19 protein-coding genes are annotated in these 18,791 nt (G+C 68.3%); 6 read left to right on the plus strand and 13 right to left on the minus strand.

All coding sequences use genetic code 11. The annotated features are described in order from the left end of the window. Window positions 1-39: 39 nt before the first annotated feature. The 7 genes from A5663_RS02420 to A5663_RS02450 all read right to left on the minus strand — a co-directional run bounded on the left by A5663_RS02420 (window position 40) and on the right by A5663_RS02450 (window position 7,733). Entirely contained in the window at window positions 40-606 is a 567-nt protein-coding gene (locus tag A5663_RS02420) for a hemerythrin domain-containing protein (RefSeq protein ID WP_068143523.1), read from the minus strand. An 83-nt stretch (window positions 607-689) separates the two neighbouring features. Next, the gene (gene coaD, locus A5663_RS02425) at window positions 690-1,169 is read right to left on the minus strand and encodes a pantetheine-phosphate adenylyltransferase (RefSeq protein WP_068143526.1); all 480 of its coding nucleotides are present in this window, start codon (window positions 1,167-1,169) and stop codon (window positions 690-692) included. A gap of 11 nt (window positions 1,170-1,180) precedes the next feature. Further along, window positions 1,181-1,768: a 16S rRNA (guanine(966)-N(2))-methyltransferase RsmD gene (rsmD, locus tag A5663_RS02430; RefSeq protein ID WP_068143528.1), complete on the minus strand. Its 588-nt coding sequence runs from the start codon at window positions 1,766-1,768 to the stop codon at window positions 1,181-1,183. Further along, window positions 1,765-5,160 carry a pyruvate carboxylase gene (locus A5663_RS02435; RefSeq protein ID WP_068143530.1) on the minus strand — a complete coding sequence of 1,132 codons (3,396 nt, stop codon included), beginning with the start codon at window positions 5,158-5,160 and terminating at the stop codon, window positions 1,765-1,767. Before A5663_RS02435 ends, rsmD begins: the two co-directional genes overlap by 4 nt. A gap of 43 nt (window positions 5,161-5,203) precedes the next feature. Further along, window positions 5,204-5,836 carry a vitamin K epoxide reductase family protein gene (locus A5663_RS02440; RefSeq protein WP_068143532.1) on the minus strand — a complete coding sequence of 211 codons (633 nt, stop codon included), beginning with the start codon at window positions 5,834-5,836 and terminating at the stop codon, window positions 5,204-5,206. Next, entirely contained in the window at window positions 5,833-6,609 is a 777-nt protein-coding gene (locus A5663_RS02445) for a thioredoxin domain-containing protein (RefSeq protein ID WP_068143534.1), read from the minus strand. The genes A5663_RS02440 and A5663_RS02445 overlap by 4 nt, the downstream gene beginning before the upstream one ends. Before the next feature lie 35 nt (window positions 6,610-6,644). Continuing rightward, window positions 6,645-7,733 carry an alpha/beta hydrolase gene (locus A5663_RS02450; RefSeq protein ID WP_068143536.1) on the minus strand — a complete coding sequence of 363 codons (1,089 nt, stop codon included), beginning with the start codon at window positions 7,731-7,733 and terminating at the stop codon, window positions 6,645-6,647. Between A5663_RS02450 and A5663_RS02455 the strand changes: the two genes are divergently transcribed. The 4 genes from A5663_RS02455 (at window position 7,732) to A5663_RS02470 (ending at window position 11,468) form a co-directional block, all read left to right on the plus strand. Further along, a complete protein-coding gene (locus A5663_RS02455) occupies window positions 7,732-8,562 on the plus strand; it encodes an aldo/keto reductase (protein WP_068143538.1) in 831 nt (276 codons plus the stop codon). The two genes, A5663_RS02450 and A5663_RS02455, sit on opposite strands and share 2 nt — an antisense overlap. Window positions 8,563-8,567: 5 nt before the next feature. Further along, window positions 8,568-9,407 carry an aldo/keto reductase gene (locus A5663_RS02460; protein WP_068143540.1) on the plus strand — a complete coding sequence of 280 codons (840 nt, stop codon included), beginning with the start codon at window positions 8,568-8,570 and terminating at the stop codon, window positions 9,405-9,407. Between the two features lie 82 nt (window positions 9,408-9,489). After that, window positions 9,490-10,620, plus strand: a complete 1,131-nt coding sequence (locus A5663_RS02465) for an NAD-dependent epimerase/dehydratase family protein (protein ID WP_082973896.1) — start codon at window positions 9,490-9,492, stop codon at window positions 10,618-10,620. Next, window positions 10,566-11,468, plus strand: a complete 903-nt coding sequence (locus A5663_RS02470) for a TIGR03619 family F420-dependent LLM class oxidoreductase (protein WP_068143544.1) — start codon at window positions 10,566-10,568, stop codon at window positions 11,466-11,468. The genes A5663_RS02465 and A5663_RS02470 overlap by 55 nt, the downstream gene beginning before the upstream one ends. Before the next feature lie 6 nt (window positions 11,469-11,474). On the opposite strand, the gene A5663_RS02475 is transcribed toward A5663_RS02470, so the two are convergent. Genes A5663_RS02475 through A5663_RS02485 form a run of 3 tightly spaced genes read right to left on the minus strand, consistent with a single transcriptional unit; the run spans window position 11,475 to window position 16,032 of the window. Next, the gene (locus A5663_RS02475; protein WP_068143546.1) at window positions 11,475-12,182 is read right to left on the minus strand and encodes an HNH endonuclease family protein; all 708 of its coding nucleotides are present in this window, start codon (window positions 12,180-12,182) and stop codon (window positions 11,475-11,477) included. Next, window positions 12,179-14,392: an ATP-dependent DNA helicase RecG gene (gene recG / locus A5663_RS02480; protein ID WP_068143548.1), complete on the minus strand. Its 2,214-nt coding sequence runs from the start codon at window positions 14,390-14,392 to the stop codon at window positions 12,179-12,181. The genes A5663_RS02475 and recG overlap by 4 nt, the downstream gene beginning before the upstream one ends. Window positions 14,393-14,394: 2 nt before the next feature. Continuing rightward, window positions 14,395-16,032: a DAK2 domain-containing protein gene (locus tag A5663_RS02485; RefSeq protein WP_068143549.1), complete on the minus strand. Its 1,638-nt coding sequence runs from the start codon at window positions 16,030-16,032 to the stop codon at window positions 14,395-14,397. A 229-nt stretch (window positions 16,033-16,261) separates the two neighbouring features. Here A5663_RS02485 and rpmB point away from each other — a divergent pair, with 229 nt between their 5' ends. Further along, entirely contained in the window at window positions 16,262-16,456 is a 195-nt protein-coding gene (gene rpmB, locus A5663_RS02490; RefSeq protein WP_068143551.1) for a 50S ribosomal protein L28, read from the plus strand. Between the two features lie 14 nt (window positions 16,457-16,470). On the opposite strand, the gene A5663_RS02495 is transcribed toward rpmB, so the two are convergent. Genes A5663_RS02495 through A5663_RS02505 form a run of 3 tightly spaced genes read right to left on the minus strand, consistent with a single transcriptional unit; the run spans window position 16,471 to window position 18,421 of the window. Then, complete coding sequence (locus A5663_RS02495) at window positions 16,471-17,154, minus strand: uracil-DNA glycosylase (RefSeq protein WP_068143553.1); 684 nt, start codon at window positions 17,152-17,154, stop codon at window positions 16,471-16,473. After that, a complete protein-coding gene (locus tag A5663_RS02500; protein ID WP_068143555.1) occupies window positions 17,151-17,441 on the minus strand; it encodes a DUF1330 domain-containing protein in 291 nt (96 codons plus the stop codon). Before A5663_RS02500 ends, A5663_RS02495 begins: the two co-directional genes overlap by 4 nt. 26 nt (window positions 17,442-17,467) lie before the next feature. Next, the gene (locus tag A5663_RS02505; RefSeq protein WP_068143557.1) at window positions 17,468-18,421 is read right to left on the minus strand and encodes a thiamine-phosphate kinase; all 954 of its coding nucleotides are present in this window, start codon (window positions 18,419-18,421) and stop codon (window positions 17,468-17,470) included. A gap of 109 nt (window positions 18,422-18,530) precedes the next feature. On the opposite strand from A5663_RS02505, the gene A5663_RS02510 reads away from it, so the two are divergent. Continuing rightward, window positions 18,531-18,791: DUF3515 family protein (locus tag A5663_RS02510; RefSeq protein WP_156744299.1), on the plus strand; the 261-nt coding region annotated here is incomplete at its 3' end.

Raw genomic sequence — 18,791 nt, forward strand, 5'->3', positions numbered from 1 at the left:
CGGCCGTCGCCAGGGCGAGCCTCCGTCGAACGAGCCGGCCTACTTCAGCGCGGCGCCGATCAGGTCACGGGCGCGGTCCAGCATCGAGGCGAACGGTCCGACCGCGAAGTTGGCCTTGGCCGACTCGACTCCGGCGTGCGGACGGGTCGGCGCGATCGCCTCGGCGGCCCGCACCGCGCCCGCCATCCGCTTGAGGTCGTCGCCGTCGAGTTTGCGCTGCAGCTTGTTGAACTCTTCATGCTCCTCGTTCTCCGCGTGCTCGACCACGTCGTCGCGGAACTTCCTCAGCTCGTCGATGAACTCCTGCGAGCCGATGTCCATGCTCTCAAGCCGCGACAGGAACTCCTTGGCCTCGTGTTCCTCCTTGAGCCGAGCGTCGACGATCGACTCCCCGTCGGCGACCTCCTTGCGCGCCCGCGGATGCACCACCATCTCCTCGGCGGTCTCGTGCACGGCGAGCAGTTGGCGCAGTTCGACGAACGCCTTCTCGCGGGCATCGGTATCCGAGGCGCTGAACACCTCTTCGAAGAGGTCCTTGATCAGATTGTGTTGATCCGTAAGGAACTTCACGACGTCGTCGGTGTTCTGGACGAACGTTTCAACCATGGCGGCTTCCTAACGCAGTTTCGGTGATGTGGGGGCGCGAATGGGCTGTGCGCCTCCACTCGGCTACCCGCGTTGGGAGGGAGCTAACCGTTGCGAAGCTTGGCCTGCAGCCTCGTGTTCACCGGCGCGGGAAGCAGTTCGGAGACGTCGCCACCGAGCGTGGCGACCTCCTTGGCCAGCGATGACGACACGAACGAGTACCGCGGTGTGGTCGCCACGAAGAACGTGTCGACGCCGGCGACGTGCCTGTTCATCTGCGCCATCTGCAGCTCGTACTCGAAGTCGGTCCCGGTGCGCAGGCCCTTGACGATCGCGGTCAGCCCACGCTGCCGCGCGAAGTCGACCACCAGTCCCTGACCGGACTCCACCCGCAGGTTGGGCAGGTGCTCGGTGGACTCCTCGATCATCGCGATGCGCTCGTCGAGGGTGAACATCCCCTTCTTGTTCGGGTTCACGAGAACCGCGATCACCAGCTCGTCGAACTGCGCGGCTGCCCGCTCGAAGATGTCGATGTGCCCCAGGGTCACCGGATCGAAGGAGCCTGGGCATACCGCACCGCTCATGTGCGATGACGCTAGCAGGACGGCCCTGACGCTTCGGCGAGCTCGAGGCGGGTGTCGCCGTAGTTGCGCGACGGCCACACCTGCCAGCCCGCGGGCCAGTTCAGCGCTGGCCCGCTCGCCGGGCGCTCGACGACGACGACCGTGCCCTGCGCCGTCCATCCTCCGTCGGTCAACGCGGTGAGCATCGCCTCGACCTCGACGGCGTCGACATCGTAGGGCGGATCCGCGAAGACCACATCCACTGGCGCAGGGGCACCCGCCGACAACACTGCTGCCACTGCCCCGCGCCGCACGCTCGCTCCCGACACGCGCAAGGTGGCGATGTTGTCGGCGATCACGCGCGCCGCGCGGGGATCGGACTCGACGAACACCGCGGATGCCGCTCCCCTCGACACCGCCTCCAGGCCCAGCGCTCCCGACCCCGCATAGAGATCGAGCACCGCCGCCCCGGCGAGGTCGATGCGCGCGGCCAGCACGTTGAACATCGCTTCGCGGACCCGGTCGGTGGTCGGCCGCGTGCCATGGGATCGATGCCCGGATCCGTGCTGCGGCACGGCGATTCGCCGACCGCCGAAGGCGCCGGCCACGATGCGGGTCAGCTGACCACCACCAGCAGGTCACCGCCTTCGACCTGAGCCGTCTCCGACACCGCCACCCGGCTGACCTTGCCGGCTTTGGGCGCGGTGATCGCGGCCTCCATCTTCATCGCCTCGATGGTGGCGACGGTCTGGCCCGCCTCCACCTCGTCGTCGACGGCGACGCTGACGGTCACCACACCGGCGAACGGCGCGGCGATGTGGTCGGGGTTGGCGCGGTCCGCCTTCTCCGCGGTCGGGATGTCGCTGGCGACACTGCGATCACGCACCACCACCGGCCGCAGCTGCCCGTTGAGGATGCACATGACCGTGCGCATGCCACGCTCGTCGGGATCGGAGATCGCTTCGAGGCCGATCAGCAACTCGACACCGCGTTCCAACTGGACGCGGTGCTCCTCGCCGTGCCGCAGCCCGTAGAAGAACTGGTTGGCCGACAGGCTCGAGGTGTCGCCGTACTGTTCGCGGTGCGCCTCGAGATCCGCTGTGGGGCCGGGGAACAACAAGCGGTTCAGCGCGGCCTGGCGGTTGGGGCCGGCTTCGGCGAGCGCCGCCTCGTCCTCCTCGCTGAGTTCCTCTTGCGGTTTCGCCGGTGCCCGGCCGGCCAGCGCCTTGGTGCGCAGCGGTTCGGGCCACCCGCCGGGCGGGTCGCCGAGTTCTCCGCGCAGGAACCCGATCACCGAGTCGGGAATGTCGAATCGCGCTGGGTCGGAAGCGAACTCGTCGGCGGTGATACCCGCTCCGAGAAGCGCCAGCGCGAGGTCACCCACCACCTTCGACGACGGGGTGACCTTGACCAGCCGGCCGAGCACCCGGTCGGCAGCGGCATAGTTCGCCTCGATCTCCTCGAAGCGGTCACCGAACCCGAGCGCGATGGCCTGCTGTCGCAGGTTCGACAACTGACCGCCGGGAATCTCGTGTTCGTAGACCCGGCCCGTCGGCGAAGGCGGACCTGCTGCCACAACATCGAAGGGCGCGTAGACCTTTCGCAACGCCTCCCAGTACGGCTCGAGGTCGCACACCGCTTGCAGCGACAGCCCGGTGTCGTACTCGGTGTGCGCAGCGGCGGCGACGATCGAGCTGAGCGCGGGCTGGCTGGTCGTACCCGCGAGCGGTGCCGCGGCCCCGTCGACCGCGCTCGCACCCGCCTGCCACGCGGTCAGATAGGTCGCCAGCTGACCGCCCGGGGTGTCGTGGGTGTGCACGTGCACCGGCAGGTCGAAGCGGCTGCGCAGCGCGGTGATCAACCGGTGTGCGGCCGCGGGGCGCAGCAGCCCGGCCATGTCCTTGATCGCGAGCACATGGGCGCCGGCCTCGACGATCTGCTCGGCAAGCTTGAGGTAGTAGTCCAGCGTGTATAGGTTCTCCCCCGGGTTCGACAGGTCGCCGGTGTAGCTCATCGCGACTTCCGCCACCGCAGTTCCGGTTTCGCGGACCGCGTCGATCGCCGGGCGCATTGACTCGACGTTGTTGAGTGCGTCGAAGATCCGGTAGATGTCGATGCCCGTCGCAGTCGCCTCCGCGACGAACGCGTCGGTGACCGTCTCCGGGTAGGGCGTGTAGCCGACTGTGTTGCGGCCCCGCAGCAGCATCTGCAGGCAGATGTTGGGGACCGCCTCACGCAGAGCGGCCAGCCGCTCCCACGGGTCTTCCTTCAGAAACCGAAGCGCCACATCGTAAGTCGCGCCGCCCCAGCATTCCAGCGACAACAGCTGCGGTGTCATCCGCGCGACGTAAGGCGCGACCATCAACAACCCGGTGGTGCGCAGGCGGGTGGCCAGCAGCGACTGGTGCGCGTCGCGGAACGTCGTGTCGGTGACGCCGACGGCTTTGGTGTCACGCAGCCAGCGGGCGAACCCCTCGGGTCCCAGTTCGGTCAGCAGTTGCTTGCTGCCGTCCGGGGCCGGCACATCGAGATCCACCTCGGGCAGCTTGTCCTGCGGGTATACCGCTGCCGTGCGGGGACCGTGCGGCTGGTTCACCGTGACATCGGCGAGGTAGTTGAGGATCTTGGTGCCGCGGTCAGCCGGGGTCCGCGCAGTCAGCAGATACGGGCGCTCGTCGATGAACGACGTGTTGATGCGGCCGGCCCGGAAATCGGGGTCGTTCACGACGGCCTGCAGGAACGGGATGTTCGTCGACACCCCGCGAATGCGGAACTCGGCCAGCGCCCGTCGCGACCGTGCCACGGCCGTACTGAAGTCGCGGCCCCGGCACGTCAGCTTGACCAGCATCGAGTCGAAGTGCGCGCTGACCTCCGCGCCGAGGTGGGTGCCGCCGTCGAGCCGGATGCCCGCGCCGCCGGGCGTGCGGTAGCCGGTGATGCGGCCGGTGTCGGGCCGGAACCCGTTGGCCGGGTCCTCGGTGGTGATACGGCATTGCATGGCGAAGCCACGTGGAACCGTCATCATGTCCTGGCTCAGGCCGAGGTCCTCGAGCGACTCGCCGTCGGCGATGCGCAGCTGCGACGACACGAGGTCGACGTCGGTGATCTCCTCGGTGACGGTGTGCTCGACCTGGATGCGCGGGTTGCATTCGATGAACACGTAGTGGCCGCGCTCGTCGAGCAGGAATTCGACAGTGCCGGCGAAGGTGTAGCCGATCTCCCGGGCGAAGGCCACCGCGTCCGCGCAAATCCGTTGCCGCAGTTCGTCGTCCAAGTTCGGCGCCGGCGCCAGCTCGATGACCTTCTGGTGCCGGCGCTGCACGCTGCAGTCACGTTCGAACAGGTGCATCACGTTGCCGTGCGTGTCGGCCAGGATCTGCACTTCGATGTGGCGTGGGTTGAGCACCGCCTGTTCGAGGTACAGCGTCGGGTCGCCGAACGCCGACTCGGCCTCGCGCGACGCAGCCTCGATCGCGTCGGGCAGCGCGTCGATGTCGGTGACCCGTCGCATCCCGCGGCCACCACCGCCGGAAACGGCCTTGACGAACAGCGGGAACTGCAGGCTCGACGCGGCGGCGATCAACTCGTCGGCCGATGCGGAAGGGGCCGACGAGTCCAGCACCGGCAGCCCCGCGGCGCGGGCCGCTTCGATCGCTCGCGCCTTGTTGCCGGTCAGCTCAAGCACTTTCGCGCTGGGCCCGATGAACGTGATCCCGGCCTCGGCACACGCGGCGGCGAGTTCGGGGTTCTCCGAGAGGAACCCGTAGCCCGGATAGACGGCGTCCGCGCCCGCGTGCTTGGCGACCCGGATGATCTCGTCCACCGACAGGTAGGCGCGCACCGGGTGGCCGGTCTCACCGATCTGATAGGACTCGTCGGCCTTCAGCCGGTGCACGGAGTTGCGGTCCTCGTGCGCATAGACCGCGACGGTGTCGATACCCATCTCGTAGGCGGCACGAAAGGCGCGGATCGCGATCTCACCGCGATTGGCGACCAGGACCTTAGAAATCACGGGCGATCACGCACGTACTGTATCGCCCGCAAAGAAGGTGTCCCTAGATCAGCGTGGACCAGTAGCTCCAGAACCGCACCAGGATCAGCAGGATCAAGCCGGTGAACCACAGCGCCACCAGCGACCAGCGCCAGGTGTGGAGCGCACGGGCGACGGCATTGCCCCGCTGCGGCGCCACGGCGATGCTCGCGGCGACGACCGCCAGCGGGATCGTCACGGTCCACACCACCATGCAGTACGGGCACAGCGCGCCGATGGAGTACAGGCTCTGATAGATCAGCCAGTGCACGAAAACGGCACCCAAGACCGCGCCGATCGCCAGCCCCGCCCAGTACCAGCGCGGCAGCTGCACCCGCACGAGCGCCAGCACACCGGTCACGACGACGATCGTGAACGCGACGATGCCGATCAGCGAGTTCGGGAAGCCGAACGCCGAAGCCTGTGGCGTGACCATCACCGAGCCGCAGGACAGCACCGGGTTGAAGCTGCACGACGGGACGTAGTCCGGGTCGATCAGCAGCTCGATCTTCTCGATCGTCAGCGCGAGCGCCGCGGCCAGGCCCAGCACGCCCGCGATCAGGATCCACACCGCACTGGCCCGCCCGACCGCAAGACCCGTCGGCTCGTCAGCCGCGGGCCGACTCGGCTGAGCAGCGTCCGGCGCGGCCACCGTCACGGCGCTGCGGGCCGCGTCGGCTCGGCGTTGGGCGGCGGAGCACCGGCGTCCAGCGCAGGCACGTTGCCGACGATCTTCTCGACCTCGGCGATCAGCGCGTCAGGTGTCGTGGGCGAGTAGTCCTGGCCGTTGATCCGGATCGTCGGCGTCGAGTTGACGTCGCTGGCCTTGGCGAGGCCCTTGACCATGTCCTCGTAACGGCCGTCGTTGATGCACTGCGGCACATCACCGGCCACGCCGGCCTGCCGGGCGACCTCGATGAGCCGGGAGTTGTCGGGGAACGGGCCGACACCCTCCTCGGGCTGCTGGGCGTAGAGGGCGGCGTGGAAGCGCCGGAAGGCGTCCTTGTCGGCGTCGGCCACGCAGTAGGCCGCGTTGGCCGCGCGCGTCGAGTAGCCCTGCCCGGCCCGGTCGAGGATGGACACCATGTGGTAATCCGCGGCGACCGCGCCGCTGTCGATGAGCTTGTTGACCGTGGGGCCGAACTGCTTCTCGAAGTTGCCGCATGCCGGGCACAGGAAGTCCTCGTAGAGCGAGAGCACGGCCTTGGGCTCCGAAGTGCCCTCCTTGGTGATCACGTTGCTCGACGCGATCTGGATCGCCTTGGCCTCGCCTTCGCCGGGCTTGTTCTCTTTGGTCATCACGATGTACAGCACCAACGCGACGGCGAAAATCACGACGACGGCGGTCAAGCCGATCTGGACCGCCAGGTTGCGCTTGCGGTCGGCCGCCTTCAGGTCGTAACTCGGGGTCTTCTTCGGTTTCGAGGCCACGCAGGCAAGAGTACCGGCGCGGTTTCGACGCCCGATCAGGCGCGGGCGAGGTGCGCGCGCAGCGCCGAGATCACCTCGGCCATCGCCGTGGTGCTGTCGCCGCCGAACGGGAAGAAGTTGGCGAATCCGTGGATCAGCGAACCGAACTCCCGGTGATCGACCTCAACCCCCGCCTTCCGCATGGCCGCGGCGTACTGGCGGCCCTCGTCGCGCAGCGGGTCGAACCCGGCCGTCACCACCAGCGCGGGCGCCAGCCCCGACAGATCGTCGGAGAGCAGCGGCGACACACGCGGGTCGGCGGCATCGACGCCGCCGCTGAGGTACCTCTCGCGGAACCAGTCCATATCGTCTCTGGTGAGGAAGTAGCCCTTGGCGAACAGCGTCTGGGAAAGTGTCGTGTCGCGGTAGTTGGTGACCGGGTACAGCAGGAGCTGCAGGGCGGGTGCCGGGCCCTCGGTGCGGGCGCGCAGCGCGACAAGCGTCGCCTGGTTGCCACCGGCGCTGTCGCCTCCGACAGCGACGCGGTTCGGGTCGGCGCCGAGTTCGGCGGCGTGCTCGTGCGCCCACCGGAATGCGGCGTAGGCGTCGTCCGTACCCGCCGGCGCCGGATGCTCCGGAGCCAGGCGGTAATCGACTGACAGCACGTGCATACCGCCGCGTCTGCAGATCTCGCGGCACAGGTCGTCGTGGCTGTCGATGCTGCCGATGACCTGACCGCCGCCGTGGAAGAACACCAACAGCGGGCCGTCGCCTTCGGCCGGGCGGTAGTGGCGGGCCCGGATGTCGCCGGCGGGCCCCGGAATCGACAACTCGGTAACCGCGGCGACCGGAATGTGCTGCTTGAAACCGGCGGCCAGCGCTTCGAGTTGGGCACGCGCCGCGGTGACCCCGTCAGCGTTGACCAGTCCCTGGATTCCGGTCAGCCGTTGCCCGGCCAGCATCAGCTGAAGCGTGGTGTCCAGCGTGTTGCCGTCGACGGTGATCGTGCGACCACCGAGCAGAACACGTTTGACGGCGTGCGGGATGCGGGGCAGGGCACGCAGCGTGACGCCTGCGGCGGCGTTGACGACGACCTCTCTGCGGCTCGGACTCCAGGAATCTTCGGCTGGCAGACTTTCAGTCATGGCATCTCCATCGATCACGTTGAATGACGGTAATTCGATACCTCAGGTGGGTCTCGGCGTTTGGCAGACCCCGCCGGAGGACACCGAACGCGCCGTGGCGACGGCGCTGGAGGCCGGCTATCGACACATCGACACCGCCGCCGCGTACCGCAACGAACGAGGTGTCGGGCAGGCCGTCGCGAAGTCCGGCCTGCCGCGCGACGACGTGTTCATCACCACGAAGCTGTGGAACGCCGACCAGGGTTACTACAGCACGCTTTCCGCGTTCGACAAGAGCATGGAGCGCTTGGCGCTCGACTACCTGGACCTCTACCTCATTCACTGGCCGTTGCCGGCCAATGGCGCCTTCGTCGAGACCTTCGAAGCTTTCGCGCATCTGCGCGAGCAGGGCCGCATCCGGTCGATCGGGGTGAGCAACTTCGCACCGGAACACCTGCGGGCGTTGATCGACGCGACCGGAATCGTGCCCGCCGTCAATCAGGTCGAACTGCACCCGATGCTCGCGCAGCAGGAACTGCGTGAGGTGCACGCGCAACTGGGTGTCGCCACCGAGGCGTGGAGCCCGTTGGGTCAGGGTTCGCTGTTGTCGCACGAGACCGTCGTCTCGATCGCCGAGGCACACGGCAAGACGCCTGCACAGGTGTTGATTAGGTGGCATATACAGCTCGGCAATATAGTCATCCCGAAGTCGGTGACCCCCGAAAGAATCGTGAGCAACTTCGACGTGTTCGGTTTCGAGCTGAGCGAGCAGGACATGGCGTCGATCTCCGCGCTCGGCGACGGCACGCGGTTGGGTCCCGATCCACGGACATTCGAGTTCACAGGATAGGTGAGATGACCCAAGCGCAGGGCATTCCGACCGTCACACTCAACGACGACCACACGATGCCGGTGCTCGGCCTCGGGGTCGGCGAGCTGTCGGACTCCGAGGCCGAGCAGGCGGTGCTGGCCGCGCTGGCCGCCGGCTACCGGCTGATCGACACGGCGGCCGCGTACGGCAACGAGGAAGCGGTCGGGCGCGCCATCAAGGCGTCGGGCGTGCCCCGCGAGGAGATCTTCGTCACGACGAAGTTGGCGACCCCCGACCTGGGCTACCAGTCGTCACAGGATGCGCTCAAGGCCAGCCTCGGGCGACTCGGTCTCGACTACGTCGACCTGTACCTGATCCACTGGCCGGCCGGCGAGCAGGGCAAGTACGTCGACAGCTGGGGCGGGCTGATGAAGCGCAAGGAGGTCGGCGAGACCAAGTCGATCGGCGTGTGCAACTTCCACGCGGAGCATCTGTCGAACGTCATCGACCTGTCGTTCTTCACGCCCGCGATCAACCAGATCGAACTGCACCCGTTGCTGAATCAGGCCGAGCTGCGCGAGATCAACGCCGGCTACGGGATCGTCACCGAGGCCTACGGGCCGTTGGGCGTCGGCCGGTTGCTCGACAACGAGACGGTGACCTCGGTGGCGCAGTCGCACAGCAAGACGCCGGCGCAGGTGCTGATCCGGTGGAGCCTGCAGCTCGGCAACGTGGTGGTCGCCCGCTCGTCGTCGCCGGAGCGCATCTCCTCGAACCTCGAGGTGTTCGACTTCGAGCTCACCGACGATCAGATGGCCGCGCTCAACGGTCTCGACGAGGGCACCCGGTTCCGGCCTGACCCGGAGACCTACACCGGCACCTGACCGGCGTGCGCCGGTTCGCGTCGGCCACGTGAGGTAGTCGACTACGCTATCGCGCTCCCCTGCCGTGCGAAACGATCAGGCGGTGGAAATCTTCTGCACCGGTGCGACCGGCTTCGTCGGCGCGCACACCGCGCTGGCCCTGCTCGGCCGGGGCCACCGGTTGCGGTTGCTGGTGCGCGATGAAGCCAGGGCACGGCATTGGTTCGAGTCCCACGGACACCAGATCGACCGGTTCGTCACCGCCGACCTCAACGACAGGACGGCGGTCGAGCGCGCGATGGCGGGATGCGACGCTGTCTTCCACGCGGCGGCGACCGTCTCCCTGAACCGTGCCGAGGCCGAAAAGACCTACGCCAACAACGTCGGCGCGGCGAAGTCGGTGCTCGACGCGGCGGACCACCTCGACATCGACAACGTGGTGTACGTGTCCAGCGTGACGGCTCTGTTCCGGCCCGGGTTGGCGCGTATCGACGAGATGACGCCGCTCGGCGACGTCTCCGAGGCATATTCGCGGTCCAAACGCGACGGCGACGCGTACGTCCGCGGCCTGCAGCAGCGCGGGCTGCCGGTCCAGATCACCTACCCGAGTGGGGTCGTCGGCCCCGACGACCCCAAGCTCAGCGCGCTGAACCGTGCAGTCAAATCGTTTGTCTGCCAAGCACTTCCGCGGACTTCCGGCGGTCTGCAGGCGGTCGATGTCCGAGACCTCGCACAGGCTCACCTCTGGCTGTTGGAACACCCGAACACGGGCGATCCCGAAGGCGCCCGCTACATCGTCGGCGGCCACTTTTACCCGTGGGCCGAATTGCGTCGAGTCCTTGAAAACCTGCTCGGATACCGGGTTTTCAGCCCGCGAGTTGCCCCGCGGCTGATGCGGGCGACCGGCGCGGCCGTCGATGTGGTCCGCAGGGTGGTGCCGTTCGAGGCACAGATCTCCGCCGAATCCATGGTTATCAACACGTTGTTGCCGCCGGCGGACTCCAGCCGATTCGTATCGAAGTCGGGGGTGACGTTCCGGTCCGGCGAGGACACCTTCGCCGACACCATCCGGTGGCTGGCCGGCGCCGGTCACGTCGACCTCGAAGGGCTGCGTCAATGCCTTGACACGTACGGTGTTCGGCATCGTCAGCGAGAATTTCACCGAATCACCTCTTTCAGGTGTGGCGCCCCATTGCGCGCGACGAGCTTGCCGGCCTTCTTCGCTGGGATGTGACCGGTGCCGACCAGGTCCGGGTGGCCAAACGCGCCGAAGAACTCGGCTACTACGTGATCCCGTTCCCGGAACACTTCGTCGTGCCCACCTCGCACGTGGAGTTGACCGGTCCGCACTACTTCCACTCGACGGTCGCGCAGGCGTTCTTCGCCGGTGCGACGAGCCGTATCCGGTTGTGCTCGAGCGTGACGCTGCTGCCGCTGCAGCATCCGGTTGTCCTGGCCAAAGCGCTGTCGAGCGCGGACTGGCTCAGTGGCGGTCGCATCATCGTCACATTCGGTGTCGGTTGGGATGCCGAAGAGTTCGAGGCGCTCGGGGTGCCGTTCCATGACCGGGGCCGGATGGCCGACGAGTATCTCGCCGCGATCATCGAACTGTGGACCAGCGACACACCCAGCTTCGACGGCAGGTATGTCTCGTTCAAGGATGTGGTGTTCGAGCCGAAGCCGGCGCAGAAACCACATCCGCCGATCTGGTTCGGCGGCGACGCCGATCCCATGCTCAAACGTGCGGCGCGATACGGCGCCGGCTGGTTTCCGTGGCTCACCAGACCGCAGGACATCCCGGCGAGGATCGACTTCATCAAATCCCAGCCGACATACGACGGCCGGCCGTTCGACGTCATGTACGGGATAGGCACCGCGCGAATCGGCGAAGGGCATCAGATCATCGACGATCCAACCCAACTGCCCGGCATGAGCGCGGACGAAATCATCGACGAACTCTGCTGGTACGCCGAACTCGGCGTGACCATTTCGGGAGTTCCGATACCCCCGGTGTCGTGCGTCGACGCCTACCTCGACTACGCGCAGTGGGTGATGGAGGAGATCGAACCGAAGGTGCCCTGACGCCTCTCAGCCCGTCGGGCAGGTCGCCGCGGCCTGGCGCAGCACACCGGCCGACGGCGCGTCGATGGGTAGCGCGTAGCCGCGCAGCACCGCGATGAACTGCACCGCGTATTGGCACCAGAACGCATGATTCGGCGGCATCCACACAGCCGGCTCGCCATCGCCCTTGTCCTGGTTGGCCCCTCCGGCCACTGCCAGCAGATTGGCCGGGTCGTTGGCGAACCGGACGCGCAGATCCTCCGGCCAGTAGCGCGCACCGAGATCCCAAGCCAGCGCGAGCGGAACGATGTGGTCGATCTGCACTGCCGCGCCGGTCTTCTCACCCCTGGTGAAGACGACGACGGCGTTGGTGTACGGGTCGTGCAGCGTGCCGGTGGCGATCGCGTTGGGGCAGCGCTTGATCGACACGAAGGTCTTGTCGGCCAGGTCTCGGTCGAGGATGTCGTTTCGCGTGTCGCAGCCGTTGTGCCCACCGGGAGCGGAGTTGTCGTCGGTCCAGCTGTCCCCGAAAGCCGCTCTGCGGTAGTCGTTTCCGCGTACACGCACCGGTATCACGAGCACACCGGCGAGAGCGTCCGCGCCGGGCGCGACGGTGGGGACGTCTGCACGCGCGATGAAGTGCGCTCGGTCCCCCGCCGAGTTGACCGCTTGCACGGCGACCATCACCGCGAGCGCAACCAGCGCGGTCAGCCACAGCAGATGCTTGCGGTTCACGTCTTGTCCAGGAACTCGACGCGGTCGGTGTCGACGAACGGAGCAGCCAGCGCCGCCATGCCGGGGTCGGCCGGGTCCCGGTCGTAGCGTGCCGTGCAGAAGTCGCGCGCGGTCAGGATGATGTCGAGGTGCTCCTGCAGAGACAGGAAGCGTAGCGTGATCGCCCGGCCGGACTGGTTGAACCCCAGCACATCTCCTTCCTGACGCTCGGCGAGGTCCAGGTCGGCGAGCTCGAATCCGTCCAGGGTCGACGCCACGGCCTTCAGCCGGGCGCCGGCCTTCGAGGTTTCGGGCAGATTGGTGACGAGCAGGCAGAGGCTGGGGTGTTCGCCGCGGCCGATCCGCCCGCGCAACTGGTGCAGCTGGCTGATCCCGAAGCGGTCGGCGTCCATCACCACCATCACGGTTGCGTTCGGCACGTCGACACCGACCTCGATGACCGTCGTGCACACCAGCACGTCGATGTCGCCCGCCCGAAACGCTGCCATCACGGCGTCCTTCTCATCGGCGGACAACCTGCCGTGCATGAGCCCGAGCCGCAGACCCGCCAACGGGCCACGGCTCAGCCGGGCGAACAACTCGACGACTGTGATCGGTGGCGGCCCGCCCTGCTGTTTGCCGTCGGCGGCCTTGTCGTTCTCGTCGATACGTGACGCCACCACGTACGTCTGCCGGCCGCCGCGCACCTCTTCGGTGATGCGCTGCCACGCGCGGTTCAGCCAGGCGGGTTTCTCCTTGAGGAAGATCGTGTTGGTAGCGATCGGCTGGCGTCCCCGGGGCAATTCTCGCAGCGTGGAGGTCTCCAGATCGCCGTAGTAGGTCAGCGCGACGGTGCGCGGAATCGGCGTCGCGGTCATCACCAGCAGGTGAGGTGTCACGTCCTGGGGAGCCTTGCCACGCAGGCGGTCTCGCTGTTCGACACCGAAGCGGTGCTGCTCGTCGACGACGACCATGCCCAAGCGGTGGAACTCGACTGCGTCCTGCAGCAGCGCGTGGGTGCCGATGACGATGCCCGCCGCGCCGCTGGCGACCTCGTCGCGCACGGCGCGCTTCTGTTGCGCCGACATCGATCCGGTCAGCAGGGCGACGCGGGTCGCGCCGTCCGCGCCGCCGAGTTGCCCCGCCATCGCCAGCGGGCCGAGCACGCCGCGGATGGACCGGACATGTTGTGCGGCAAGGACTTCCGTGGGTGCGAGCAGTGCGCACTGATAGCCGGCGTCGACCATCTGCAGCATCGCCAGCACAGCAACGATGGTCTTGCCGGAGCCCACCTCGCCCTGCAGCATGCGGTTCATCGGCCGCGGTCGCTCGAGTTCGGTCGTGATGACGCCGAGCACGTCCCGTTGCCCGTCGGTCAACTCGAACGGCAACTGTCCGCGCATGGCGGCGACGAGGCCGTCGGAGCGCAGCGTAGCGACCGGACCGGACTCGTTGAGCTCACTGTGGCGGCGATCGGCCAGCGCCCACTGCAGGCCGATAGCTTCGTCGTAGGTCAGGCGCGCAATCGCCGCATCGCGCTCGGCGGATTTCTCGGCGGTGTGGATCGCGCGCAGTGCCCGGTCTTCGGTGATTAGGTTGTGTTGGCGCAGAAACGATTCCGGCAACGGCTCGGGGATCGGGTCCAACACGTCGAGCACCTGACGCACGCAGGCATAGATCTCCCAGGTCTGCACCTTCTTGTTGGCCGGGTAGATCGGGAAGAAGTCCTTGACGAACGCCGCCAACAGGTCCTCACCGGTGGCGCCGGACGCATCGGCGATGGCCTTGAGCGACTTCGACCCCTTCATGTCGCCGCTCTCGTGCAGGATGAGGAACGCCGGATGGGTCAGCTGCAGTGTGCCTTTGAAGTATCCGACCTCGCCGGACAGCATCACGCGCAAGCCCTCCTGCAGGGACTTCTGCAGGTATTTGATGTTGAAGAACGTCGCGGTCACCTTGGGCTTGCGGCGACCGAGGGTGACCACCATGTATCGCCGTTTGGGCTCGCGGTTGGTCGTCTTCACCTCGACCTTCTCGATCCGGTCGACGAACGTGATGTGCTCGCCCTCCTCGGGCAGGTCCTCCTCGCCCAGAACGGTCCTGCCGTCGCTGTACTTGCGCGGGTAGTGACGCAGCAGGTCATCGACGGTGCGAATCCCGAAATTCTCGGCGAGCGGGTCGGCGGCCTTCTTGCCGATGACGTAGTCGAGGCGGTCGTTGAGCGTGGCCACAGCTACTCCACGCCGATCAGCAGCGCGTCGCCGCGGTGACCGGTGTGATAGGTGACCAGTTCTGCGCCGAGGTGCTGCTGGCGCACATGGTCCAGCAGCGCGGCCGCGACACCGTCGTCGACGCCGGCTCCGGTGAGCACAGTGACCAGTTCCCCACCGACGGCCAGCAGCAGGTCGATCAGGCCCGCTCCGGCCGCCACGACGCCGTCGCCGACGATCAGCACCTCGTCGCCGGAGATGCCGAGGCCGTCACCGGGTTTGCACATGCCGGCCCAGGTGAGCGCTTCGGCCGTCGCCAGCCGCACCGACCCGTGCCGCGCACCCGCAGCCGCCCTCGCCATCGTGTACCCGTCGTCGACCGCCTGGCGCCGGGTGTCGTGCACCGCCAGCGCGGCGAGCCCCTGCACCATCGAAGCGGCGGGCACCGGCACGGCGTCGATGCCCCATCCGATCGCGGCGGTGCACGCCGCAACGAGTTCCTCGGCGGCGACATACCCGTTGGGCAGGATCATCGCCTGGCCCGCGTCGGCGTCGACCAGCGCGTGCAGGAGCTGCTTCGCGCTGACCGGCGTGGCGTCGTCGAGGCGCAGGACGTGCGCGCCCTCGGCGGCGAACAACTCTTCGGCGCCCTGCCCGTCGACCACCGCGAGCACCACTCGTCCGCGCGGCCCTGCGCCCGCGGGCCGCGCGCCGTCGGTGCCGGTGAGCGCCGTGACCTGGATCCGACTCGGGATGCCCACCGCGAGGGCCGCCTCGACAGCGGCGCCGGCGTCGTCGGCGTGCACGTGAACCGAGTACTGCCCGGCTCCGTCTGACGACGCGGCGATCGCCACCGAGTCGCCCAGCCGGTCCAGGGCGTTGCGCAACGTCTCCACGTCCCCGGGGTCGCACTCGCTGAGCAGGTACATCACTTCGAACTGCGGGGCGACGCCGGCTCGGGCGGCTTCTGCGTCGACGCGCGCGGGCGCTGGCACGTAGAGCGCTCGTCGCGGAGCGTGCCCGGTCAACGTCGCGCTCACGGCGTCGAGCAGAACCAACAGCCCGCGACCGCCGGCGTCCACCACGCCGGCCCGGGCCAGCACGTCGAGCTGGCCGGTCGTCTCTCCGAGTGACCGCGCCGCCGCGTCGGCCGCGGCGGAGACCACGGCGCGCAAGTCGGCGCCGTCGGCCACGACGTGCTCCGCCGTCTCGGCCGCGTCCTGGAGCACGGTGACGATGGTGCCGGGCACGGCCTGGCCCATGGACCTCACGACGAGGACGACGGCGTGGCGCAGCGCAGCGGCGAACAGCGTCCCGTCCACGGCGAGATCCTCGCCGCGCCCGTCGGCCGCCGCCTCGGCGGTGACCTCGGCCAGCGCGCGCAGGATCTGCGACAGGATCACACCGGAGTTGCCGCGAGCCCCGTGCAGCGCGCCGCGCGCCAGCGCCGCGGCGACCTCGGCGGCGCCGGCGGCCGCCGGGAGCGCGTCGGCCTGCGCCTCCGCCGAACGCATGGTGAACAGCATGTTCGTGCCCGTGTCGGCATCAGCTACCGGGAAGACGTTGAGGCGGTTGATCTCGTCGGCGTGTGCGATCAGCTCGCTGACCGCGGCGCGCGCCCACTGCCGCAGGGCGGAGGCATCGAGCAGCCGAGCCGACATGCCTAACCTCCACAGAACGTGACGCCCTCCACGCACCCCACCGTGCCGGTCAGCCTAGCCAGTGCGGCTGACAACGCGCTCACGACGCTCGAGCTCGCGCGCAGGCTGGGGACGGTGTTTTGGCGATCACTGCGGCTGTCGGTATCCTGGTCAGGTTGTCGGGTCGAGCCGCGTCGGTCGCGGTGCCGCGGCCCGAACCCCCACGTACTGATCTGAGGAGTTGGAGCAAATGGCTGCCGTGTGCGATATCTGCGGGAAGGGCCCCGGCTTCGGCAAGTCGGTCTCGCACTCCCATCGCCGGACCAGCCGTCGGTGGAATCCCAACATCCAGACCGTGCGCGCCGTGGCCCGTCCCGGCGGCAACAAGCAGCGGATGAACGTGTGCACGTCCTGCATCAAGGCCGGGAAGGTCGCGCGGGGCTGACGCGCGCCCGCGCGTCAGGGCAGTCGCCAGTCGACGGGCTCGGCGCCCAGCTTCTCCAGCAGTTCGTTGGCCCGGCTGAACGGCCGTGAGCCGAAGAACCCGCGCGACGCCGACAGCGGCGACGGGTGCGGCGACTCGATCGCCACGCAATCGGCACTGTCGAGCATCGGCCGCAGCGTCGAAGCGTCGCGGCCCCACAACACCGCGACCAACGGCTGCTTGCGTGCGACCAGCGCCCGGATGGCGCATTCGGTCACGGCCTCCCAGCCTTTGCCCCGGTGCGACGCCGGACTGCCTGGCCGTACCGTCAGCACCCTGTTGAGCAGCATCACCCCGCGCTCGGCCCACGGCGTGAGATCACCGGTGGCCGGGGCGGGATAGGCCAGGTCGCTGGCGTACTCGCGGAAGATGTTCTCCAGGCTGCGTGGCAGTGGTCGCACGTCGGGCGCCACCGAGAAGCTGAGCCCGACGGCGTGGCCGGGCGTCGGGTAAGGGTCCTGGCCGACGATCAGCACGCGCACGTTGTCCATCGGAAAGGTGAACGCGCGCAACACATTCTGGCCTGCCGGCAGGTAACCGTTGCCTGCGGCGAGTTCGGCACGCAGGAACTCCCCCATCTGCGCGACCTGCGGCGCCACCGGCTCCAACGCCTTGGCCCAGCCCTCGTCGACGAGTTCGTGCAGCGGTCTCGCGGTCACGCCAGACCTTCGATCAACAGCACCACGGAATCGGCACCGGCATGGCGGTCGACCGAAATCTCCTGGTACTCAGGCGAATCCGCCCAGGCGCGGAAAGACGTCTCATCCGGAAACGACATCAAAACGACCTTCTCGCGATCCGACTGGCCTTCCAGGATCTGCGGCGATTCGTCGGCCGCCAGCAGCGTTCCCGAATACCGGGCGAAGACATCCATGAACCGCGCTTGGTAGCGGCCATAGGCCGCGCGGTCCGTGAACCTCAGTTGGGCGATCGCGTACACGGTCACGGTTGAGCACCTTAACTACTCGAAAGTCATTCAAACGACTGCCACCCCGCCTTCCCCTGCCACACCGCACCGTCGACAAGCACCCTGGCGGGGCCGTCGAGTACCCGGCCGATCGCCTTCCAGCCTTCAGGCGGCGATTCGGGAAACGTCGCGACGAGCGCGTGGTCTTCGCCGCCACCCAGCACCCACTCCCACGGGTCGACACCCAACTCGTCGGCCGCGGCTGCGAGCGCCGCACGTTCGCCGGCCAACGCGGCCGTCGACAGGTCGATCCCGACGCCGGATGCCTCGGCGATGTGACCGAGGTCGGCCAACAGCCCGTCGGACACATCGGTCATCGCGGTGGCGCTACCGTCTGCGGCGATGCGGCCCTGCCCGTACGGCGGCTGTGGTGTCAGGTGGCGACGGCGCAAGTCGTCGAACCGCTCGATCCCGTTGTGCCACAGGTGGAATCCAGCCGCTGAGCGACCCAGTTCGCCGACGACCGCCACGACGTCACCCGGCCTCGCAGCGTCGCGGCGCACGGGGTCCCGGCCGTCGAGGTCGCCGAGAACCGTCACCGAGATCACCCATTGCGGGGCACTGACCAGATCGCCGCCGACGATGCCCGCGCCGATCGACTGCGCTTCGTGCCACATACCGTCGGCCAATTCCATCGCCTGCGACGCCGGTGTGTCCGAGGGCGCACCGAACGCGACGACGAACGCGCTCGGCTGCGCGCCCATCGCCTCGATGTCGGCGGCGTTCTGTGCGATCGCCTTGCGTCCCACCTCATACGGGGTGGACCAGTCCAGCCGGAAGTGACGCCCGGCCACCAGCATGTCGGTCGAGACCACGGTCCTGCCGTCAGGCGCGAACAGAACCGCCGCGTCGTCGCCCGGACCGACCGCAACGGCACCCGGCTGGCGTCTGCCCTTGACGAGTCGCTCGATCACCGCGAACTCCCCCACCTGCGCCAGGGTCTCCGCCTCGCTCGTCATGTCATCTCCCGTCGCCGGCTGCGCCGAGCACCCGCCGGCCTCCATGCCGTTCGGCCCCCGCCGCGAGGAGTCTATGCAGCCGCGCGGGAGGCGTCTTTAGAGTTGAGTCGTGCATTCCGACAGCGATGACGGCCCGCCACGCGCGTTGCTGGTCGCGGCCGTCGTGGTGGCGGTCGCGGCGGTGGTGGCGGTCCTGGTGATCGCGGTGATGCGCCAGAATTCGCCCCGCCAACAACCGGTTCCGCTGGTCACGGTGCCCGCCCCGCAGGCCGCCGGCCCCCAATGCGCCGCGCTGACCGCCGCACTACCCGACAAACTCGGCGACCTCGCCCGCGCCCAACTGGCCGAACCCGCTCCGCAAGGTGCTGCG

It is taken from the genome of Mycobacterium sp. E740, from assembly GCF_001672895.1.
GTDB lineage: Bacteria > Actinomycetota > Actinomycetes > Mycobacteriales > Mycobacteriaceae > Mycobacterium.